Annotated in this window: 9 protein-coding genes, 2 tRNA genes and 3 rRNA genes; 8 read left to right on the forward strand and 6 right to left on the reverse strand. The window is 63.6% G+C overall.

All coding sequences use genetic code 11. From position 1 onward, the window contains the following. The first annotated feature begins 91 nt into the window (after positions 1 to 91). The 3 genes from CNE_RS21580 to CNE_RS21590 all read left to right on the forward strand — a co-directional run bounded on the left by CNE_RS21580 (position 92) and on the right by CNE_RS21590 (position 2909). Positions 92 to 733, forward strand: coding sequence for a glutathione S-transferase family protein (locus tag CNE_RS21580; protein ID WP_013952399.1), 642 nt, complete (start codon positions 92 to 94; stop codon positions 731 to 733). Between the two features lie 54 nt (positions 734 to 787). Continuing rightward, entirely contained in the window at positions 788 to 1762 is a 975-nt protein-coding gene (locus CNE_RS21585) for a pyridoxamine 5'-phosphate oxidase family protein (protein ID WP_013952400.1), read from the forward strand. A gap of 139 nt (positions 1763 to 1901) precedes the next feature. Further along, entirely contained in the window at positions 1902 to 2909 is a 1008-nt protein-coding gene (locus CNE_RS21590; RefSeq protein ID WP_013952401.1) for a Bug family tripartite tricarboxylate transporter substrate binding protein, read from the forward strand. A gap of 29 nt (positions 2910 to 2938) precedes the next feature. Here CNE_RS21590 and CNE_RS21595 read toward each other — a convergent pair whose 3' ends face one another. Both CNE_RS21595 and CNE_RS21600 read right to left on the reverse strand, forming a co-directional pair. After that, positions 2939 to 3379 carry a hypothetical protein gene (locus CNE_RS21595; RefSeq protein ID WP_013952402.1) on the reverse strand — a complete coding sequence of 147 codons (441 nt, stop codon included), beginning with the start codon at positions 3377 to 3379 and terminating at the stop codon, positions 2939 to 2941. A 113-nt stretch (positions 3380 to 3492) separates the two neighbouring features. After that, a complete protein-coding gene (locus CNE_RS21600) occupies positions 3493 to 5088 on the reverse strand; it encodes an exonuclease domain-containing protein (RefSeq protein WP_013952403.1) in 1596 nt (531 codons plus the stop codon). A 491-nt stretch (positions 5089 to 5579) separates the two neighbouring features. Between CNE_RS21600 and CNE_RS21605 the strand changes: the two genes are divergently transcribed. From CNE_RS21605 to rrf, 5 genes are all read left to right on the forward strand, one after another. Further along, positions 5580 to 7111, forward strand: a 16S ribosomal RNA gene (locus CNE_RS21605). 62 nt (positions 7112 to 7173) lie between these two features. Next, positions 7174 to 7250, forward strand: a tRNA-Ile gene (locus CNE_RS21610). Positions 7251 to 7261: 11 nt separating this feature from the next. After that, positions 7262 to 7337: transfer RNA gene (locus tag CNE_RS21615), tRNA-Ala, on the forward strand. A gap of 285 nt (positions 7338 to 7622) precedes the next feature. Beyond that, a 23S ribosomal RNA gene (locus CNE_RS21620) occupies positions 7623 to 10503 on the forward strand. 126 nt (positions 10504 to 10629) lie between these two features. Next, positions 10630 to 10742 (forward strand): 5S ribosomal RNA (gene rrf, locus CNE_RS21625). The 16S, 23S and 5S rRNA genes sit together here with 2 tRNA genes alongside, the layout of an rRNA operon. Positions 10743 to 10820: 78 nt before the next feature. Here rrf and CNE_RS21630 read toward each other — a convergent pair. The 4 genes from CNE_RS21630 to CNE_RS21645 all read right to left on the reverse strand — a co-directional run bounded on the left by CNE_RS21630 (position 10821) and on the right by CNE_RS21645 (position 17451). Beyond that, positions 10821 to 11969: an MFS transporter gene (locus CNE_RS21630; RefSeq protein WP_013952404.1), complete on the reverse strand. Its 1149-nt coding sequence runs from the start codon at positions 11967 to 11969 to the stop codon at positions 10821 to 10823. 283 nt (positions 11970 to 12252) lie between these two features. Next, a complete protein-coding gene (locus tag CNE_RS21635; protein WP_013952405.1) occupies positions 12253 to 13260 on the reverse strand; it encodes a tripartite tricarboxylate transporter substrate-binding protein in 1008 nt (335 codons plus the stop codon). Positions 13261 to 13434: 174 nt separating this feature from the next. Then, the gene (locus tag CNE_RS21640) at positions 13435 to 16164 is read right to left on the reverse strand and encodes a nitrate reductase (RefSeq protein WP_013952406.1); all 2730 of its coding nucleotides are present in this window, start codon (positions 16162 to 16164) and stop codon (positions 13435 to 13437) included. A 45-nt stretch (positions 16165 to 16209) separates the two neighbouring features. Then, complete coding sequence (locus tag CNE_RS21645) at positions 16210 to 17451, reverse strand: NAD(P)/FAD-dependent oxidoreductase (protein WP_013952407.1); 1242 nt, start codon at positions 17449 to 17451, stop codon at positions 16210 to 16212. Positions 17452 to 17480 lie beyond the last annotated feature (29 nt).

Raw genomic sequence — 17480 nt, forward strand, 5'->3', positions numbered from 1 at the left:
TTTTTTGGAGTAGTCAAATATCAATTGCCCTATTTATTGCAACGGGTTCGGCGTCCAGAATCCGGCTATCCCAACCGTTGAGGAGAGTGCCATGCAAGAGTCCAACCGCCCCGCCAAGCCGCTGGTGCTGTACCGCTCGCCGGTGTCCGGCCACGCCCATCGCGCAGAACTGTTCCTGGGGCTGCTGGGCTTGCCTTACCGTCTGGTGGACGTTGACCTGCGCGGCGGCGAGCAGCGCAGCGAGGCCTTCCTGCGCCTGAACCCGTTCGGCCAGGTGCCGGTGCTGGACGACGACGGCGTGGTCGTCGGCGATTCCAACGCCATCCTGGTCTACCTGGCCACGCGCTATGACGACGGCCGCTGGCTGCCGCGCGACCCGGTAGGCGCGGCGCGCGTGCAGCGCTGGCTGTCGGTGGCCGCCGGCGACATTGCCTTCGGGCCGGCGGCGGCGCGTCTGGGCGTGCTGTTCGGCAGGCCGGTGGCGATGGACGATGCCATCGCCCGCGCGCAGCGGCTGTTCACGCTGATGGAAACCCTGCTGGCCGGGCAGCCGTTCCTGGCGGCCGACCATGCCACCATCGCCGACGTGGCGGCCTACAGCTATATCGCCCGCGCCGAGGAAGGCAACGTGCCGCTGGCGCCGTACCCCGCGCTGAACGCCTGGCTGCGCCGCATCGAAGCCTTGCCCGGCTTCGTGCCGATGCTGGTGTCGAAAGTCGGCCTGGCCGCGTAGCGCCTGCCGGTCCCGCGTATCGACAATCTATCGGACAAGGATAAGGAGCCCGTCATGGATCTGCCCACATGGCCGCACGCCGGCCTGCCATTCCACGCCGGCGAACTGGCCGCTCAGGAGCGCGCCGGCAAGCGCGAACGCATGGCCGCGTCCGGCCCGCGGGTGATCCGTGGCGAGATGCCGGAGCAGCACCGCACGTTCTTTGCGCAGCTGCCGTTCCTGCTGGTTGGCGCCGTCGATGCCGACGGACAGCCCTGGGCCACGATGCTGGCCGGGACGCCGGGGTTTGCGCATACGCCTGACGCCACGCACCTGCGCATCGACGCCGTGCCGCTGCCCGGCGATCCGGCGGCCCCGGCACTGGCGCAGGGCGCGCGTATCGGCCTGCTCGGGATCGAGCTGCCTACGCGCCGGCGCAACCGCATGAACGGGATCATCGCGGCGCGCGACGAGGGCGGGATGACGGTCGAGGTCGAGCAGAGCTTTGGCAACTGCCCGCGCTATATCCAGTTGCGCGACGTGAGCCTTGCCGAGCCGGCGCCCGCGCCGCCCGCCTGGCACGGTGAAGCGCTGGACGAGCAGGCGGTGGCCTGGCTGCGCGGCGCCGATACCCTGTTCATCGCCACCAGCCACGCCGCGTCGCCGCAGGACGAGGGCGAGCACACGGGCGGCACCGATGTCTCGCACCGCGGCGGCAAGCCTGGCTTTATCCGCGTGGACGAGGCCGGCACGCTGACGTTCCCGGACTTCAACGGCAACAACTTCTTCAATACGGTCGGCAACCTGCTGGCCAATCCGCGTGCCGGGATTCTGGTGCCGGATTTTGCCGATGGCTCGCTGCTGCATGTGGGCGGGCGCGCCGAGGTGATCTGGGAGGGCGAGGATCTGGCCTCGTTCACCGGCGCCGAACGGCTGATGCGGTTGCATGTCGAGCGCGTGATACGGCGGCCGGCGGTGCTGCCGCTGCGCTTCGGATTTCGGGAGTATTCGCCCGTGCTGGCGGACACGGGCGCGTGGCCGGCGCGCTGAGCCGGCGGCTCGAGTCTTTCGTGTTGTCATGAAAATGACATCAAAAAGTCACAAAAGAGTCACAATGGCGGTTGGCGACTGTCCGTAGCACGCCGACCAGGGCGCTGGCGGGCAGCCCTGTATCAAGGAGAAATCAACCGTGGACAAGACGAAGAATAAGCTGCAAGCCCGCCGGGACATCCTGAAACACGCACTGCTGGCCCTGGCCGCCGCGCCGCTGGCGCTGGCGGCGGGGACCGCGCAAGCAGCCTGGCCGGAAAAGCCGATCCGGCTGGTGGTGGCATTTCCGCCCGGCGGTCCGGTCGACACGCACGCGCGCCTGCTGGCCGAAAAGCTGCAGCCGATCCTTGGCCAGACGATCGTGATCGACTATAAGGCCGGCGCGGCCGGCAATATCGGCTCGGACAACGTCGCCAAGTCCGCGCCGGACGGTTACACGCTGCTGCTGGCCAACACCGGGCAGATGGCCATCAACAATTCGCTCTATCCCAAGCTGCCCTACAGCATGCCGAAGGACTTCGCGCCGGTGGCACGTACCGCGCTGATCCCGCTGGTGATGGTGGTCAACAACAACGTGCCGGCGCGCGACCTGAAGACGTTCATCAGCTATGCCAAGGCCAACCCGGGCAAGCTGAATTTTGCGTCAGGCGGCAATGGCGGCATCTCGCACCTGATGCCGGAAATGTTCAAGCAGGCTTCGGGCACGTTCATCGTCCATATCCCGTACAAGGGCAGCTCGCCGGCGCTGACCGACGTGATGGGCGGCCAGGCGCAGATGATGGCCGACTCGATCCCGCTGTTCACGCAGTACATCAAGGCGGGCAAGGTGCGTGCGCTGGCGGTGACGTCGCCGCAGCGCTCGCCCGCGCTGCCGGATGTGCCGACGATGCAGGAGGCCGGGCTGAAGGGCTTCGAAGTGGTGGGCTTCTACGGCATGTTGGCGCCGGCGGGCACGCCCAAGGACGTGGTCGCGCGCCTGTCCGGTGCCTTGCGCACGGTGCTGGCCGACCCCGACACCAAGGCGAAGCTCGAGCAGCAGGGTGCCGAGCCCGCATGGCAGTCGCCGGAGGCCTTTGCCGCCACGATCACTGTCGAGCAGAAGCGCTGGGGGCAGGCGGTGAAGGCGTCGGGCGCCAGTATCGACTGAGCCGGGCTGGCACCCGCGGGCGCCGTGGCTCAGCTGTGCCCCCGATATTTCAGGCTGGCGCAGTGGCCGATGAGCGTGGTGATGCAGCAGGCATCGCCGCGCCACTCGCCGCCGATCACGATGCCGTCCTGGCCGGTCACCAGCTTGCGCTGGCATTGGCCCGGCACCGGCGTGCGCTCCATGCCGGCATCGCGCGGGCCGCTGCCCGGCGCGCGCGCGGGCGCAACCGAATCGTTCCAGACATAAGCCGTGCCAGAGGGCAGCGCCTGCACCGCTTGCGGTGGACCCCACTGGCGTTTCGCCTCATCGATGGGGACGTTTTTCCAGGAATCGAAGACGTCCTGCATGGCGCTGGCCTCCAGGCCGGCGCAGGCACCGGTGATGGCTGCCGCCCACAAGACGCCCAGGCTTGCACGCAGGCTGGCGGCGCCGTGGGCCGTTTCGGCAGGAGGGACTGGGTTGGCTGGCATGTAGGCTCCGCGTCGGCGCGGCCGGCTGCAAGGGCCGGCCTGTGCAGGCTAACGGAGCCGCGCGTCTCGCTGCAAGCGCACTCTGCGCGATGACGCACAGAGCGTGGCCGGCTTCAGTCGGCGAACAAGCCCAGGGGTTGCTGCGCGGCAGCCGGCGGCGCCTTGCGGGCAGTCTGCCCGGCCGGGATGCGTGCCGGGCGTGGTGCCTCGGCGGGGGCCTCGGGGGCGGTCAGCGTGAACGGTCTGTGCACGGACAGCGGCATCGCCTGTGGCATCCATTGCGCCAGCCGCGGCGCGAGGATCTGGTACGTATCGAGGTCGAAATGCGCTGGTGCCGCCGCCAGCGCCTGCGCTTCTTCCAGCGTGGCAGCGCAGCCCAGGTAGCACCAGTCGTCGGCGACATGCCACCAGGCGCGTCCGTCGTGCTGCTCGCGCCAGGCGGCCGGGCCATCGAAGGGCCAGGGCATCAGCGCGATCGGCGCCAGGGCGGCGGCTAGCCGGGCGCGGTGCGCGCTCGACGGCTCGGCGCCGACGCAGGCCCCGGCGCAGCGATGGACCTGGCGCGCAAAGCAGGGGCTGCCACGGCGGGTGGTTTTCTCCAGCGACAGCGTGGCCAGGCACAGGCCGTGCTCCTGCGCCAGTGCGCGCAAGCGAGCCTCGGCCGCGCCGCGGTTGCCGAACACGCCGAACAGGTCGCGATGCCGGCAGAAATCCGTATCGCGATCCGAGCGCAGCCGTGGCACCGGCAACTGCTGCGGCAGTTCCCAGGCAAAGAGCCGGGCATTGCGGCGCAACAGCTGGTTGTGCACTGGCTGCATCGCCTTGACCAGCCGGGCCTCCAGCAGCAGAGCGCCGGTCTCGCCGCCAGTCTCGCGCCATTCCACGCGGCGTACCAGCCGGGCCAGCCGCATGTCCTTACCGTACCGGTAGTCGCCGGAGAAATGGGCGCCGATCCGTTGCCGCAGGTGCACGCTCTTGCCGACATAGAGTGGCACGTCCTGGTCGCCATAGAAGATATAGACGCCGGGCGCCGCCGGCACGTCTTCCAGCGCGGTTTCGTCCAGGCCGGCCGGCAGGCTGGCCCGCCGCACGAGCGTGCGCACGGCCGATTCCACCAGTTCGACGGAATACGTGGCATGGATCTTCTGCCAGAACTGCCACAGCAGCTCGGCATCGGCCAGCGCGCGGTGGCGGCCCTTGGGCGTCAGGCCGAAGCGTGCGATCAGCGCGTCCAGGCCGTGGCGTTCCACGGAAGGGAACAGCGAGCGCGACAGCCTTACCGTGCACAACACGTCGGCCCGGAAGGTCACGCCGGCACGCCGGAAGGCGTTCTTCAGGAAGCCATAGTCGAAGCGCGCGTTGTGCGCCACTAACAAGCGGCCTTGCAGGCGCTCGGCAAGCGATTCCGCCAGTGACTCGAAGGTCGGCTGACCGTGCACCATCTCTTCGGTAATGCCGGTCATGCGCTGGATGAACGGCGGGATCGACATGCCGGGGTCGAGCAGGGTGTCCCATTCAATGATGCCGTCCGGGCCGACTTCGACCACGCCGATCTCGGTGATGCGGTCGCGCTGGGCGTCCGCGCCGGTAGTCTCCAGATCGACAAAGACAATAGGGCGCGACAGCGCTGCGGCGAGAGACTGGGCGTCGAGCAGGCGCGCACCGTCCGCTGGCAGGCGCGACGGCAGGTAGGTAGGCATGTCAGGCATCTGCCGATTTTAAGGGCGCGCTGACGGCGGCACGAAGAAGTTTTCAAAAACCCCTTGCCAACCCCGCTGCGGTCACTTAATATTCGCCCCCTCGCAACACAACGCAGCGCTGCAAAGCAGACGCAGCAAGGGTTTGCGGGGTCGACCGGGTAGGTTGGCGCAGCGAAGTTAGCGCGCCGGCCGCAGCGAAAAAAGTTGCTGAAACGGTTGACGAAACGAAGAAAGCTCTGCATAATCTCGTTTCTCTGCTGCAGACAACGCAGCAGCGCTGAACGGCAAAGCCGGCAGCGAAGTTCTTTAACAACCAAACAACCGATAAGTGTGGGCGCTGGGTAGCGGACGCCGCTGTCTTCGGACAGTGTTGCTTCACAAGTTATACAGTGCTCGCACAGCAAAACGTGACTGGGTCTTCGGATCTGGTCAGTCAGTTTTCTGAGAGTGAGCGACCGCTCGAAAGAGCGAGGGAGCCGCGAGGCTTCCACACAGAGATTGAACTGAAGAGTTTGATCCTGGCTCAGATTGAACGCTGGCGGCATGCCTTACACATGCAAGTCGAACGGCAGCACGGGCTTCGGCCTGGTGGCGAGTGGCGAACGGGTGAGTAATACATCGGAACGTGCCCTGTAGTGGGGGATAACTAGTCGAAAGATTAGCTAATACCGCATACGACCTGAGGGTGAAAGCGGGGGACCGCAAGGCCTCGCGCTACAGGAGCGGCCGATGTCTGATTAGCTAGTTGGTGGGGTAAAAGCCTACCAAGGCGACGATCAGTAGCTGGTCTGAGAGGACGATCAGCCACACTGGGACTGAGACACGGCCCAGACTCCTACGGGAGGCAGCAGTGGGGAATTTTGGACAATGGGGGCAACCCTGATCCAGCAATGCCGCGTGTGTGAAGAAGGCCTTCGGGTTGTAAAGCACTTTTGTCCGGAAAGAAATGGCTCTGGTTAATACCCGGGGTCGATGACGGTACCGGAAGAATAAGCACCGGCTAACTACGTGCCAGCAGCCGCGGTAATACGTAGGGTGCGAGCGTTAATCGGAATTACTGGGCGTAAAGCGTGCGCAGGCGGTTTTGTAAGACAGGCGTGAAATCCCCGAGCTCAACTTGGGAATGGCGCTTGTGACTGCAAGGCTAGAGTATGTCAGAGGGGGGTAGAATTCCACGTGTAGCAGTGAAATGCGTAGAGATGTGGAGGAATACCGATGGCGAAGGCAGCCCCCTGGGACGTCACTGACGCTCATGCACGAAAGCGTGGGGAGCAAACAGGATTAGATACCCTGGTAGTCCACGCCCTAAACGATGTCAACTAGTTGTTGGGGATTCATTTCTTCAGTAACGTAGCTAACGCGTGAAGTTGACCGCCTGGGGAGTACGGTCGCAAGATTAAAACTCAAAGGAATTGACGGGGACCCGCACAAGCGGTGGATGATGTGGATTAATTCGATGCAACGCGAAAAACCTTACCTACCCTTGACATGCCACTAACGAAGCAGAGATGCATTAGGTGCCCGAAAGGGAAAGTGGACACAGGTGCTGCATGGCTGTCGTCAGCTCGTGTCGTGAGATGTTGGGTTAAGTCCCGCAACGAGCGCAACCCTTGTCTCTAGTTGCTACGAAAGGGCACTCTAGAGAGACTGCCGGTGACAAACCGGAGGAAGGTGGGGATGACGTCAAGTCCTCATGGCCCTTATGGGTAGGGCTTCACACGTCATACAATGGTGCGTACAGAGGGTTGCCAACCCGCGAGGGGGAGCTAATCCCAGAAAACGCATCGTAGTCCGGATCGTAGTCTGCAACTCGACTACGTGAAGCTGGAATCGCTAGTAATCGCGGATCAGCATGCCGCGGTGAATACGTTCCCGGGTCTTGTACACACCGCCCGTCACACCATGGGAGTGGGTTTTGCCAGAAGTAGTTAGCCTAACCGCAAGGAGGGCGATTACCACGGCAGGGTTCATGACTGGGGTGAAGTCGTAACAAGGTAGCCGTATCGGAAGGTGCGGCTGGATCACCTCCTTTCTAGAGGCTTGTGTCTCAAGCCTAGCGTTCACACTTATCGGTTTGTTTGCTGTTACAGCCAAGGGTCTGTAGCTCAGGTGGTTAGAGCACCGTCTTGATAAGGCGGGGGTCGTAGGTTCAAGTCCTACCAGACCCACCAAGTTATCCGAAGGGGGATTAGCTCAGCTGGGAGAGCACCTGCTTTGCAAGCAGGGGGTCGTCGGTTCGATCCCGTCATCCTCCACCACTACCTGGTACCTTGGATTGGTTGTCAAATGCAAGCGCTTAGCATTGAGCGTTTGCATTTGGCATTGCCAAGCGATCGAATGATCGGCTGTTCTTTAAAAATATGGGATGTAGTAAAGGTGTCGCGAAGCGTTGATGAGACGCTGCAGTACAAACGCGATACCGGGTTGTGATTGTATCAACCAAAATGTATTTAAGTGATCGAAAGATGACTTGGAATACGGCACAAATGCGAGAACTCATCCTGTAGCGACTGTTTCGAGCAATCGAGACACACTCGTTATAGGGTCAAGCGAACAAGTGCATGTGGTGGATGCCTTGGCGATCACAGGCGATGAAGGACGCGGTAGCCTGCGAAAAGCTTCGGGGAGCTGGCAAACAAGCTTTGATCCGGAGATGTCCGAATGGGGAAACCCGGCCCGTATGGGTCATCCCTGACTGAATACATAGGTCAGGGAAGCGAACGCGGCGAACTGAAACATCTAAGTAGCTGCAGGAACAGAAATCAACCGAGATTCCCAAAGTAGTGGCGAACGAAATGGGAAGAGCCTTGTACTCTTTAGCAGCATTGTTAGCAGAACGGGATGGAAAGCCCGGCCATAGCAGGTGATAGCCCTGTATGCGAAAACAGCGTTGTGGAACTAGGTGTACGACAAGTAGGGCGGGACACGTGAAATCCTGTCTGAAGATGGGGGGACCATCCTCCAAGGCTAAATACTCGTGATCGACCGATAGTGAACCAGTACCGTGAGGGAAAGGCGAAAAGAACCCCGGGAGGGGAGTGAAATAGATCCTGAAACCGCATGCATACAAACAGTCGGAGCCTCGTAAGGGGTGACGGCGTACCTTTTGTATAATGGGTCAGCGACTTACATTCAGTGGCAAGCTTAACCGATTAGGGAAGGCGTAGCGAAAGCGAGTCCGAACAGGGCGTTGAGTCGCTGGGTGTAGACCCGAAACCAGATGATCTATCCATGGCCAGGTTGAAGGTGCGGTAACACGTACTGGAGGACCGAACCCACTAACGTTGAAAAGTTAGGGGATGAGCTGTGGATAGGGGTGAAAGGCTAAACAAATCTGGAAATAGCTGGTTCTCTCCGAAAACTATTTAGGTAGTGCCTCGTGTCTCACCTTCGGGGGTAGAGCACTGTCATGGTTGGGGGGTCTATTGCTGATTACCCCGCCATAGCAAACTCCGAATACCGAAGAGTGCAATCACGGGAGACAGACATCGGGTGCTAACGTCCGGTGTCAAGAGGGAAACAACCCAGACCGCCAGCTAAGGTCCCCAAATATAGCTAAGTGGGAAACGAAGTGGGAAGGCTAAAACAGTCAGGAGGTTGGCTTAGAAGCAGCCACCCTTTAAAGAAAGCGTAATAGCTCACTGATCGAGTCGTCCTGCGCGGAAGATGTAACGGGGCTAAGCTATATACCGAAGCTGCGGACGCACAGCAATGTGCGTGGTAGGAGAGCGTTCCGTAAGCCTGTGAAGGTGTCTTGTAAAGGATGCTGGAGGTATCGGAAGTGCGAATGCTGACATGAGTAGCGATAAAGGGGGTGAAAGGCCCCCTCGCCGTAAGCCCAAGGTTTCCTACGCAACGTTCATCGGCGTAGGGTGAGTCGGCCCCTAAGGCGAGGCAGAGATGCGTAGCTGATGGGAAGCAGGTTAATATTCCTGCACCGTCGTATGATGCGATGGGGGGACGGATCGCGGAAGGTTGTCCGGGTGTTGGAAGTCCCGGTCCCTGCATTGGAGAAGGCGCTCAGGCAAATCCGGGCGCGGAATTCAAGGATGTGGGGCGAGCGGCCTAGTGCTGCGAAGCAATTGGAAGTGGTTCCAAGAAAAGCCTCTAAGCTTCAGTCATACGAGACCGTACCGCAAACCGACACAGGTGGGCGAGATGAGTATTCTAAGGCGCTTGAGAGAACTCGGGAGAAGGAACTCGGCAAATTGGTACCGTAACTTCGGGATAAGGTACGCCCTGGTAGCTTGACTGGCCTGCGCCAGAAGGGTGAAGGGGTTGCAATAAAATGGTGGCTGCGACTGTTTAATAAAAACACAGCACTCTGCAAACACGAAAGTGGACGTATAGGGTGTGACGCCTGCCCGGTGCCGGAAGATTAAATGATGGGGTGCAAGCTCTTGATTGAAGTCCCGGTAAACGGCGGCCGTAACTATAACGGTCCTAAGGTAGCGAAATTCCTTGTCGGGTAAGTTCCGACCTGCACGAATGGCGTAACGATGGCCACACTGTCTCCTCCCGAGACTCAGCGAAGTTGAAGTGTTTGTGATGATGCAATCTCCCCGCGGCTAGACGGAAAGACCCCATGAACCTTTACTGTAGCTTTGCATTGGACTTTGAACCGATCTGTGTAGGATAGGTGGGAGGCTTTGAAGCGTGGACGCTAGTTCACGTGGAGCCGTCCTTGAAATACCACCCTGGTTTGTTTGAGGTTCTAACCTTGACCCGTGAATCCGGGTCGGGGACAGTGCATGGTAGGCAGTTTGACTGGGGCGGTCTCCTCCCAAAGTGTAACGGAGGAGTTCGAAGGTACGCTTGGTACGGTCGGACATCGTACCTAAAGTGCAATGGCAAAAGCGTGCTTAACTGCGAGACCGACAAGTCGAGCAGGTGCGAAAGCAGGACATAGTGATCCGGTGGTTCTGAATGGAAGGGCCATCGCTCAACGGATAAAAGGTACTCTGGGGATAACAGGCTGATACCGCCCAAGAGTTCATATCGACGGCGGTGTTTGGCACCTCGATGTCGGCTCATCTCATCCTGGGGCTGTAGCCGGTCCCAAGGGTATGGCTGTTCGCCATTTAAAGAGGTACGTGAGCTGGGTTTAAAACGTCGTGAGACAGTTTGGTCCCTATCTGCCGTGGGCGTTGGAATCTTGACGGGGGCTGCTCCTAGTACGAGAGGACCGGAGTGGACGTACCGCTGGTGTACCTGTTGTCTCGCCAGAGGCATCGCAGGGTAGCTATGTACGGAAGAGATAACCGCTGAAAGCATCTAAGCGGGAAACTCGCCTGAAGATGAGGATTCCCTGGAGGCTTGACCTCCTTGAAGGGTCGTTCGAGACCAGGACGTTGATAGGCTGGGTGTGGAAGCGCAGTAATGCGTTAAGCTAACCAGTACTAATTGCCCGTAAGGCTTGATCCTATAACCAGTGTGTTTTGCCTGGTGTGTGATCGCGACTGTGCCGAAACAGTTGACACAAGACACACAACCCCAACTACATCCCTATTCGCAGCGTTGACCTCAACCTCAGCGCTGCAACCCCTTATGCCTGGTGACCATAGCGAGCTGGAACCACCCCTTCCCATCCCGAACAGGTCCGTGAAACAGCTCCGCGCCGATGATAGTGCGGATACCCGTGTGAAAGTAGGTCATCGCCAGGCTCTTATACCGCAGAACCCCCAGCCCAAAAGGCTGGGGGTTTTTGCTTTGGCGCGGCGGAATATCGCACCCGCGCCACCTCATGCCGTCATCCGCCGGTCCGCGACAGTCAGTGCAACGCCGGCCAGGCAGCAGCCTCCAACCAGCAATGCGGCTGGGACGGTGCCGTGCACTGCCAGTGAGCCGGCCGCGATCGGTATCAGCATCAGCACAGCCAGGTTGTTGATGCTTTCCGAGACGGCCAGGACCTGTCCCTTTGCCGTCGCAGCCCGCCGAGCCAGTATGGCGGTGCTCGATGGTGCCGCGATGCCGAGTGCCGCGCCCCATGCCAGCAGGCAGCCAAGCGACCCGGGCAACCCCAGGATGGCTGTCGTGAACAGGGTCATCGCCACGGCGACAAGCGCGGTGGCTACCATCAGAACACTTTCCTCGCGCACGAAGCACTGGCTGGCACGCCCTGCCAGCAGATTGCCGACGCCCAGGCCGAGGCCGAACACTGACAGTGCCGCGCCGACACCGGCCACGCCGAGCCCGTAACGCAGTCGCAGCACTTCCCCCGCCAGTACATAGCCCGCCACGGCGCTTCCATTCCAGGCGCCTTTCGCGATCAATGGCAGCAAGATGCCTGAAGATGTCGCGGTGTTCCTGAGTTTTTCCTGGGAATCGCCGCTGCGCGGCAGATTGCACGGAAGTACGTGGCAGCCGGCAAGAAATGCGGCCAGGCAACCACCGGCAGTGACAAGGAAAGGTGCGCGCCAGCCCAATCCATCGGCCAGCACCCCAGCCACTGCCGGGCCTGCGGCAATGCCAGCGCTCATGCCCAGCATGACGCTGCCCATGGCGCCGGCCTGTCGCGCCGGGGGAAGCAGATCTGCGATCAATGCAAAGGCTGTGGGAATCGTGGCCGCGGCGGCGAGTCCGCCGAGGATACGCAATGCCATGGCGACATGCAGCGTAGGCGCGAGCGTAAGGACGATGCCATCCAGCGCGAACAGCAGCAATGCAGCCAGCAGCACGCGGCGCCGACCGGCACGATCGGAGAACCAGCCTATCAGCGGCGCGGCGACGGCATAGGAAAGGGCATAGGCAGATACCAGTCCCGATGCGCGAGCCGGGGTGGTGGCAAAGGCGCCTGCAAGTGGCGCCAGCATCGGTGACAGCATGAATTCGGCAGCGCCGACCATGCACACGGCGAGGGCAAGCACGGGCAGCAGGCAGGGAGATGGCATGGGGAAGCCTCCTCGGACTTCAACATTGAGGGGACGTGGCGATACCGGCCGAGACGCGCAAAACGCGACGCAACAAGACGGCATTACCGCCTAACAGTGGGTAAATCCGGAAAATGAATGCGCCGCTGAGTCGGGCGCGAAGAGGCGGTGCGAGCTGGCACCGGCTACTGCGAGAATGGGCAATTCAGAACGATCGCCGGAGAAGTCGGGGATGATTCTATAACGTAATGCCAGCAATTAGGGCCACCGGTGCCTGGCACCGGCGGCATGACCGACAAGAAGCTTAGTCGGCTTCGATCTGCATCGACTTCAGTAGCGGCTGCCACTTGTCGCTCTCGGCCTTGAGCAGCGTGCGCAGGCCTTCCGGCGTCTGCTTGTCGACCGGCACGATTTCCGCGCCCAGGCCATCGAGCTTCTTGATCACCACGGGATCTTGCAGCCCCTTCTGCAGGGCCTTGGTCAGCCGCGCCACCACAGCGGGCGACGTGCCCTTGGGCGCGTAGATGCCATGCCAGACCTTGACGTCAAAGCCCTTGAGACCGCCTTCCTGCAGCGTTGGCGCACTGGGCAGCGCCTTGATCCGCGCCGGCGTGGTCACGCCGAACAGGCGTACGCGGTCGGCCTGGATATGCGGCAGCGTGGCCGTCGTCTGGTCGCACAGCAGGTCGACCTGGCCGCCCAGCAGCGCGGTCAGCGCGGGGCCGGCGCCCTGGTAAGGGATCGCATTGAGCTTTACGTGGACCGATTGCTCGAACAGCACGCCGCATAGCTGCGATACGGCGCCCAACCCGGCATTGGCCAGCGACACCTTGTCCTTGTTCTGCGTCACGTAGCGGATCAGTTCCGGTACGGTCTTGGCTGGCAGGTCCTTGCGGCCCATCAGGGTCATCGGCACGTCCGCCACCTGGCCGACATACTCGAAATCCTTCAGCGGCGCGTAGGACAGCTTCTTGTACAGTGCCGGCGCGGTCGCCATGCCGTTATGGTGGATCAGCAGCGTATAGCCGTCCGCCTGTGCGCGGGCGACAAAGGCGGCAGCCACAGTGCCGCCGGCGCCGGTGCGGTTTTCCACCACCACGCTCTGGCCGAGATCCTGCGACATCGCCTGCGCCAGTGTGCGTGCCACGACATCGGTCGGGCCGCCGGCGGAGTAGGGGACGACCAGCGTGATCGGCTTGCCGGGGTAGGCGTCAGCCGCCGCCGCGCCGCTTGTGCCAGCTAGCGCCGAAGCCATCACCATCACGCCCGCCAGCCATCGTGGCGCGGCGTGCAAATCCTTCGCATCCTTCATGCTGTCTCCAGATTGGTGCCGCACCGTGAGTCCGGGGCGGCTTGTCGGGGGGTGCGCGGCTAGCATGGGGGCATGCCGCGGCGACCACAATCTGGTTCTCGTGAAGGGTGCCTAATCCCTGATGAAAGATCAGGCCGGCTGGCTGCTAACCCAGTTGCCTCGCTACCGCACCGCTCAGGCGACTTCGGCCACGCGCACTTCCACCAGCAGCTTTTTCAGTTCCGGCACGCACGAGCCGCAGTTGCCGCCGGCCTTGACGCAGGCGGTGATCTCCGCAGGCGTCTTCAGGTCGTGCTTGCGCACGGCGTCGCAGATGGTGTTGCGGCCCACGCCAAAGCACGAGCACACCGTCGGGCCGGTGTCGGCGCCTTTCTCCATCGGCTGGCCGAGCAGCAGGCCGATGCGGTCGGCGTCTTCCAGCTGCTCGCGGCCGAACAGGCCGGCGAGCCACGCGCGCGAGGGCAGCTCGGGCCGCGTCGACACGTAGACGCACGCTTCAAGCCGGTCGTTGACGACATAGCCCGCATGGTAGACGCCGGCGGTGCGGTCCTCGTACTCGAGCCAGTCGGCGTCCGGGTCGGTCACGCCGAGCAGCGCTCGGGCCCAGGCGGTGCGGTCGGCCACGGTGTCGCGGCCGGCGAATTCATAGCGCTGGAACTGTCGGCCCTGCACGCGCGTCCAGTAGGTCAGCGCTTCGGCGGGCAGCGCGCCGCGGCTCAGCACGAAGCCATGCCAGTTCACGCCGAATGGCTCCACGCGTACCGGCGTGTGCTTGAATTCGGGCTCGCCGGAAACGGGATCGACCACAGGATTGACCAGCGCGCCGACGCGTGCGTCGGAGCTGAACTGGCCGTTCCAGTGGATCGGCACGAACACGCTGCCGCGCGGGATGCCACCGCCATGGCGCACGCGTGCCACCATCGCGCCCCAGCGCGTGCTGACGCGCGCGAGCTTGCCTTCGCCCACGCCGGACAGCAGCGCGTCCTGCGGGTGCATGTCGACGAAGGGCTCGGGCAGGTGGTCGGCCAGCTTGGCCGACTTGCCGGTGCGCGTCATGGTGTGCCACTGGTCGCGCACGCGGCCGGTGTTGAGGATCAGCGGGAAATCGTCGTCGGGCGCGTGGGCCGGCGAGCGCGGCGGCGTGGCGACAAAGCGGGCCAGGCCGTCGGCATGGGCGTAGCGGCCATCGGCAAACAGGCGCTGCGTGCCGGCGCCGGCCGGAGCGCCCGCGGGCAGCGGCCATTGCACGGGCTCCAGCGCGTCATAGTGCGCCTGGTCCAGCCCGGCCAGCGCGCCGATGTCGAACACGCGCGGTGCGGCATCGTTGCGCCAGGCGCTCAGGCGCGCGTGCTCGTCGAAAATTTCATGCACGCCCGCATAGTCGAAGCCGTCAAAGCCCATGCGGCGCGCGACGTCGCACAGGATCCGCCAGTCGGCGCGCGCCTCGCCAGGCGCGGGCAGGAAGGCGCGTTGACGGGAAATGCGCCGTTCCGAGTTGGTAACGGTGCCGTCTTTCTCGCCCCACCCCAGCGCGGGCAGCAGCACGTGCGCAGCGGCGTTGGTGTCGGTGCGCTCGATGATGTCGCTGGTGACCACCAGTTCGCACCTGGCCAGCGCGCGGCGCACCTGGTCGGCGTCGGGCAGGCTCACCACGGGGTTGGTGGCGATCACCCAGACCGCCTTGACGCGGCCGGCTTCGATGGCCTCGAACAGTTCCACCGCCTTCAGGCCCGGGCGGTCGGCCACCATCGGCGATTGCCAGAAGCTTTGCACGACGTCGCGATGCAGCGGGTTGGCCAGTTCCATGTGTGCGGCCAGCATGTTGGCCAGGCCGCCGACTTCGCGCCCGCCCATTGCATTGGGCTGGCCGGTGAGCGAAAACGGGCCCATTCCCGGGGCGCCGATGCGGCCGGTCAGCAGGTGGCAGTTGATGATGCTGTTGACCTTGTCGGTGCCGGCCGACGACTGGTTGACGCCTTGCGAGAAGGCGGTCACGGTCTTTTCGGTCTGCGCGAACAGCTGGTAGAACGCCAGCACGTCCTGCACGTTCAGCTTGCAGGCGCGGGCCACGGCAGCGGGATCGGCGCAGGCCGCATCCGCGGCCTGCAGGGCTTCGTCCAGCCCCGCGGTGCTGGCGGCGACGAAGGCGGCGCTGGTGCGGCCTTCGCGCGCGAGGTAGCTCAGCAGCCCGTTGAACAGCCACACGTCGGTGCCCGGGCGGATCGCCAGGTGCAGGTCGGCCAGTTCGCAGGTGGCGGTGCGGCGCGGGTCGATCGCCACGATCTTCATCTCGGGGCGCGCTTCCTTGGCCTGGGACAGGCGCTGGAACAGGATCGGATGGCACCACGCGGTGTTGGAGCCCACCAGCACCACCAGGTCGGCCAGTTCCAGGTCTTCGTAGTTGCCCGGCACCAGGTCTTCGCCGAAGGCGCGCTTGTGGCCGGCCACGGCCGACGACATGCACAGGCGCGAGTTGGTGTCGATATTGGCGCTGCCGATGAAGCCCTTCATCAGCTTGTTGGCGATGTAGTAGTCCTCGGTCAGCAGCTGGCCCGAGACATAGAGCGCGACCGAATCCGGGCCGTGGCGGCGGACGATGTCCGAGAAGCCTTGCGCTACGGTGTCCAGCGCATGGTCCCAGGAGACTTGCTGCAGCGAGCCGTCGGTGCCGCGCACCTTGGGGTGGAGCAGGCGGCCTTCCAGGTCCACGGTTTCACCGAGCGCCGAGCCTTTCACGCACAGCCGGCCGTGATTGGACGGGTGCTGCGCGTCGCCCGCGATCTCGACCTGGCCGTCGGCACGCACGGTGGCGCGCACGCCGCAGCCGACGCCGCAGTACGGGCAGGTGGTGGCGGTGGTGGTGGTCAGTGTCGCCGAGACGACCGGGATGTCGGACAGGTTCACGCGTTCTCCGTGCGGGGGCGTTGTATAGCTTACTTACGGTGATGCTTATGCGGCGAGCGCTTCGCACTGCGCCTGACCGAACAACAGGCGCTGGCGCAGCGCGCCCACCGGCGTGCGGCGTTGGATCATGTCGAAGTACCAGGGGCCGTCCTGCACGTCGCCGTACAGCACGGCGCCGACCAGATAACCGTCCTGCAGCACCAGGCGCTTGTAGACGCCGCGGCGCGGATCGCGCAGCACCAGGTCTTCACTGCCTTCGGCGCCGATGAAGTCGCCGGCAGAATACAGGTCGACGCCGGTCACTTTCAGTTTAGTCGCGGTGGCCTGCTGCACGTAACGGCGATGGCCGGCACCGGCGAGGTGCGCGGCGCACACGCGCGCCTGGTCCCAGATCGGCGCCACCAGGCCGAAGGTGGCCTGGCGATGCTGCACGCACTCGCCCACGGCGTAGATGCGCGGATCATAGGTCTGCAGCGTGTCGTCGACGACGATGGCGCGCTCGCAGTGCAGGCCGGCGCCGGTGGCCAGTTCGATATTGGGGCGCACGCCGGCGGTCATCACCACCAGGTCGGCGGGGATCTCGCTGCCGTCCTTGAAGCGCACGCCGGTGACGCGGTCGGTGCCGAGGATCTCCGCGGTCTGCGCGCCCAGCAGGAAGCGCAGGCCTTTGCGTTCGAGCGCGCTCTGGAGCAGCGTGGCGGCGGGCTTGTCGAGCTGGCGCTCCATCAGGCTGTCGGGCAGGTGAACCACGGTCACGTCCATGCCCTGGCGCAGCAGCCCGTTGGCGGCCTCCAGGCCGAGCAGGCCGCCGCCGATTACCACCGCATGGCGGTGGTCGCGCGCGGCTTGCTGCATGGTCTCCACGTCCTGGATATCGCGGAAGGCGATCACGCCGTCGAGCTGGTGACCCGGCACCGGCAGGATGAAGGGCTTGGAGCCGGTAGCCAGCAGCAGGCGGTCGTAGCGCACTTCGCGCCCCGAGGCTGAACGCACGATGCGGCGCGGGCGGTCGATGGCCACCACCGGATCGCCGGCAAGCAGTTCGATGCCACGCTCGGTGTACCACTCGCGCGTATTCAGCATGATGTCCGCCACCGACTTTTCGCCGGCCAGCACCGGCGACAGCAGGATGCGGTTGTAGTTGCCGTGCGGCTCGGCCCCGAACACCGTGATGTCGTACAGGTCCGGGGCGAGCCTGAGCAGCTCCTCCACAGTGCGCATGCCGGCCATGCCGTTGCCGACGACGACCAGGCGCGGGCGGGCTTGGGGGTTGGCGGAAGGCGTCATGCCGGCATCTCCGTTGGCGTGGCTTGAGG

Source organism: Cupriavidus necator N-1 (assembly GCF_000219215.1).
GTDB classification, from domain to species: Bacteria; Pseudomonadota; Gammaproteobacteria; order Burkholderiales; family Burkholderiaceae; genus Cupriavidus; species Cupriavidus necator.

What these genes read in the sequence shown, in the direction of transcription:
- CNE_RS21580 (WP_013952399.1), top strand. Translation starts at nt 92, where the DNA reads ATGCAAGAGTCCAACCGCCCCGCCAAGCCGCTGGTGCTGTACCGCTCG.
- CNE_RS21585 (WP_013952400.1), top strand. Translation starts at nt 788, where the DNA reads ATGGATCTGCCCACATGGCCGCACGCCGGCCTGCCATTCCACGCCGGC.
- CNE_RS21595 (WP_013952402.1), bottom strand. Translation starts at nt 3,379, where the DNA reads ATGCCAGCCAACCCAGTCCCTCCTGCCGAAACGGCCCACGGCGCCGCC.
- CNE_RS21600 (WP_013952403.1), bottom strand. Translation starts at nt 5,088, where the DNA reads ATGCCTGACATGCCTACCTACCTGCCGTCGCGCCTGCCAGCGGACGGT.
- CNE_RS21630 (WP_013952404.1), bottom strand. Translation starts at nt 11,969, where the DNA reads ATGCCATCTCCCTGCCTGCTGCCCGTGCTTGCCCTCGCCGTGTGCATG.
- CNE_RS21635 (WP_013952405.1), bottom strand. Translation starts at nt 13,260, where the DNA reads ATGAAGGATGCGAAGGATTTGCACGCCGCGCCACGATGGCTGGCGGGC.
- CNE_RS21645 (WP_013952407.1), bottom strand. Translation starts at nt 17,451, where the DNA reads ATGACGCCTTCCGCCAACCCCCAAGCCCGCCCGCGCCTGGTCGTCGTC.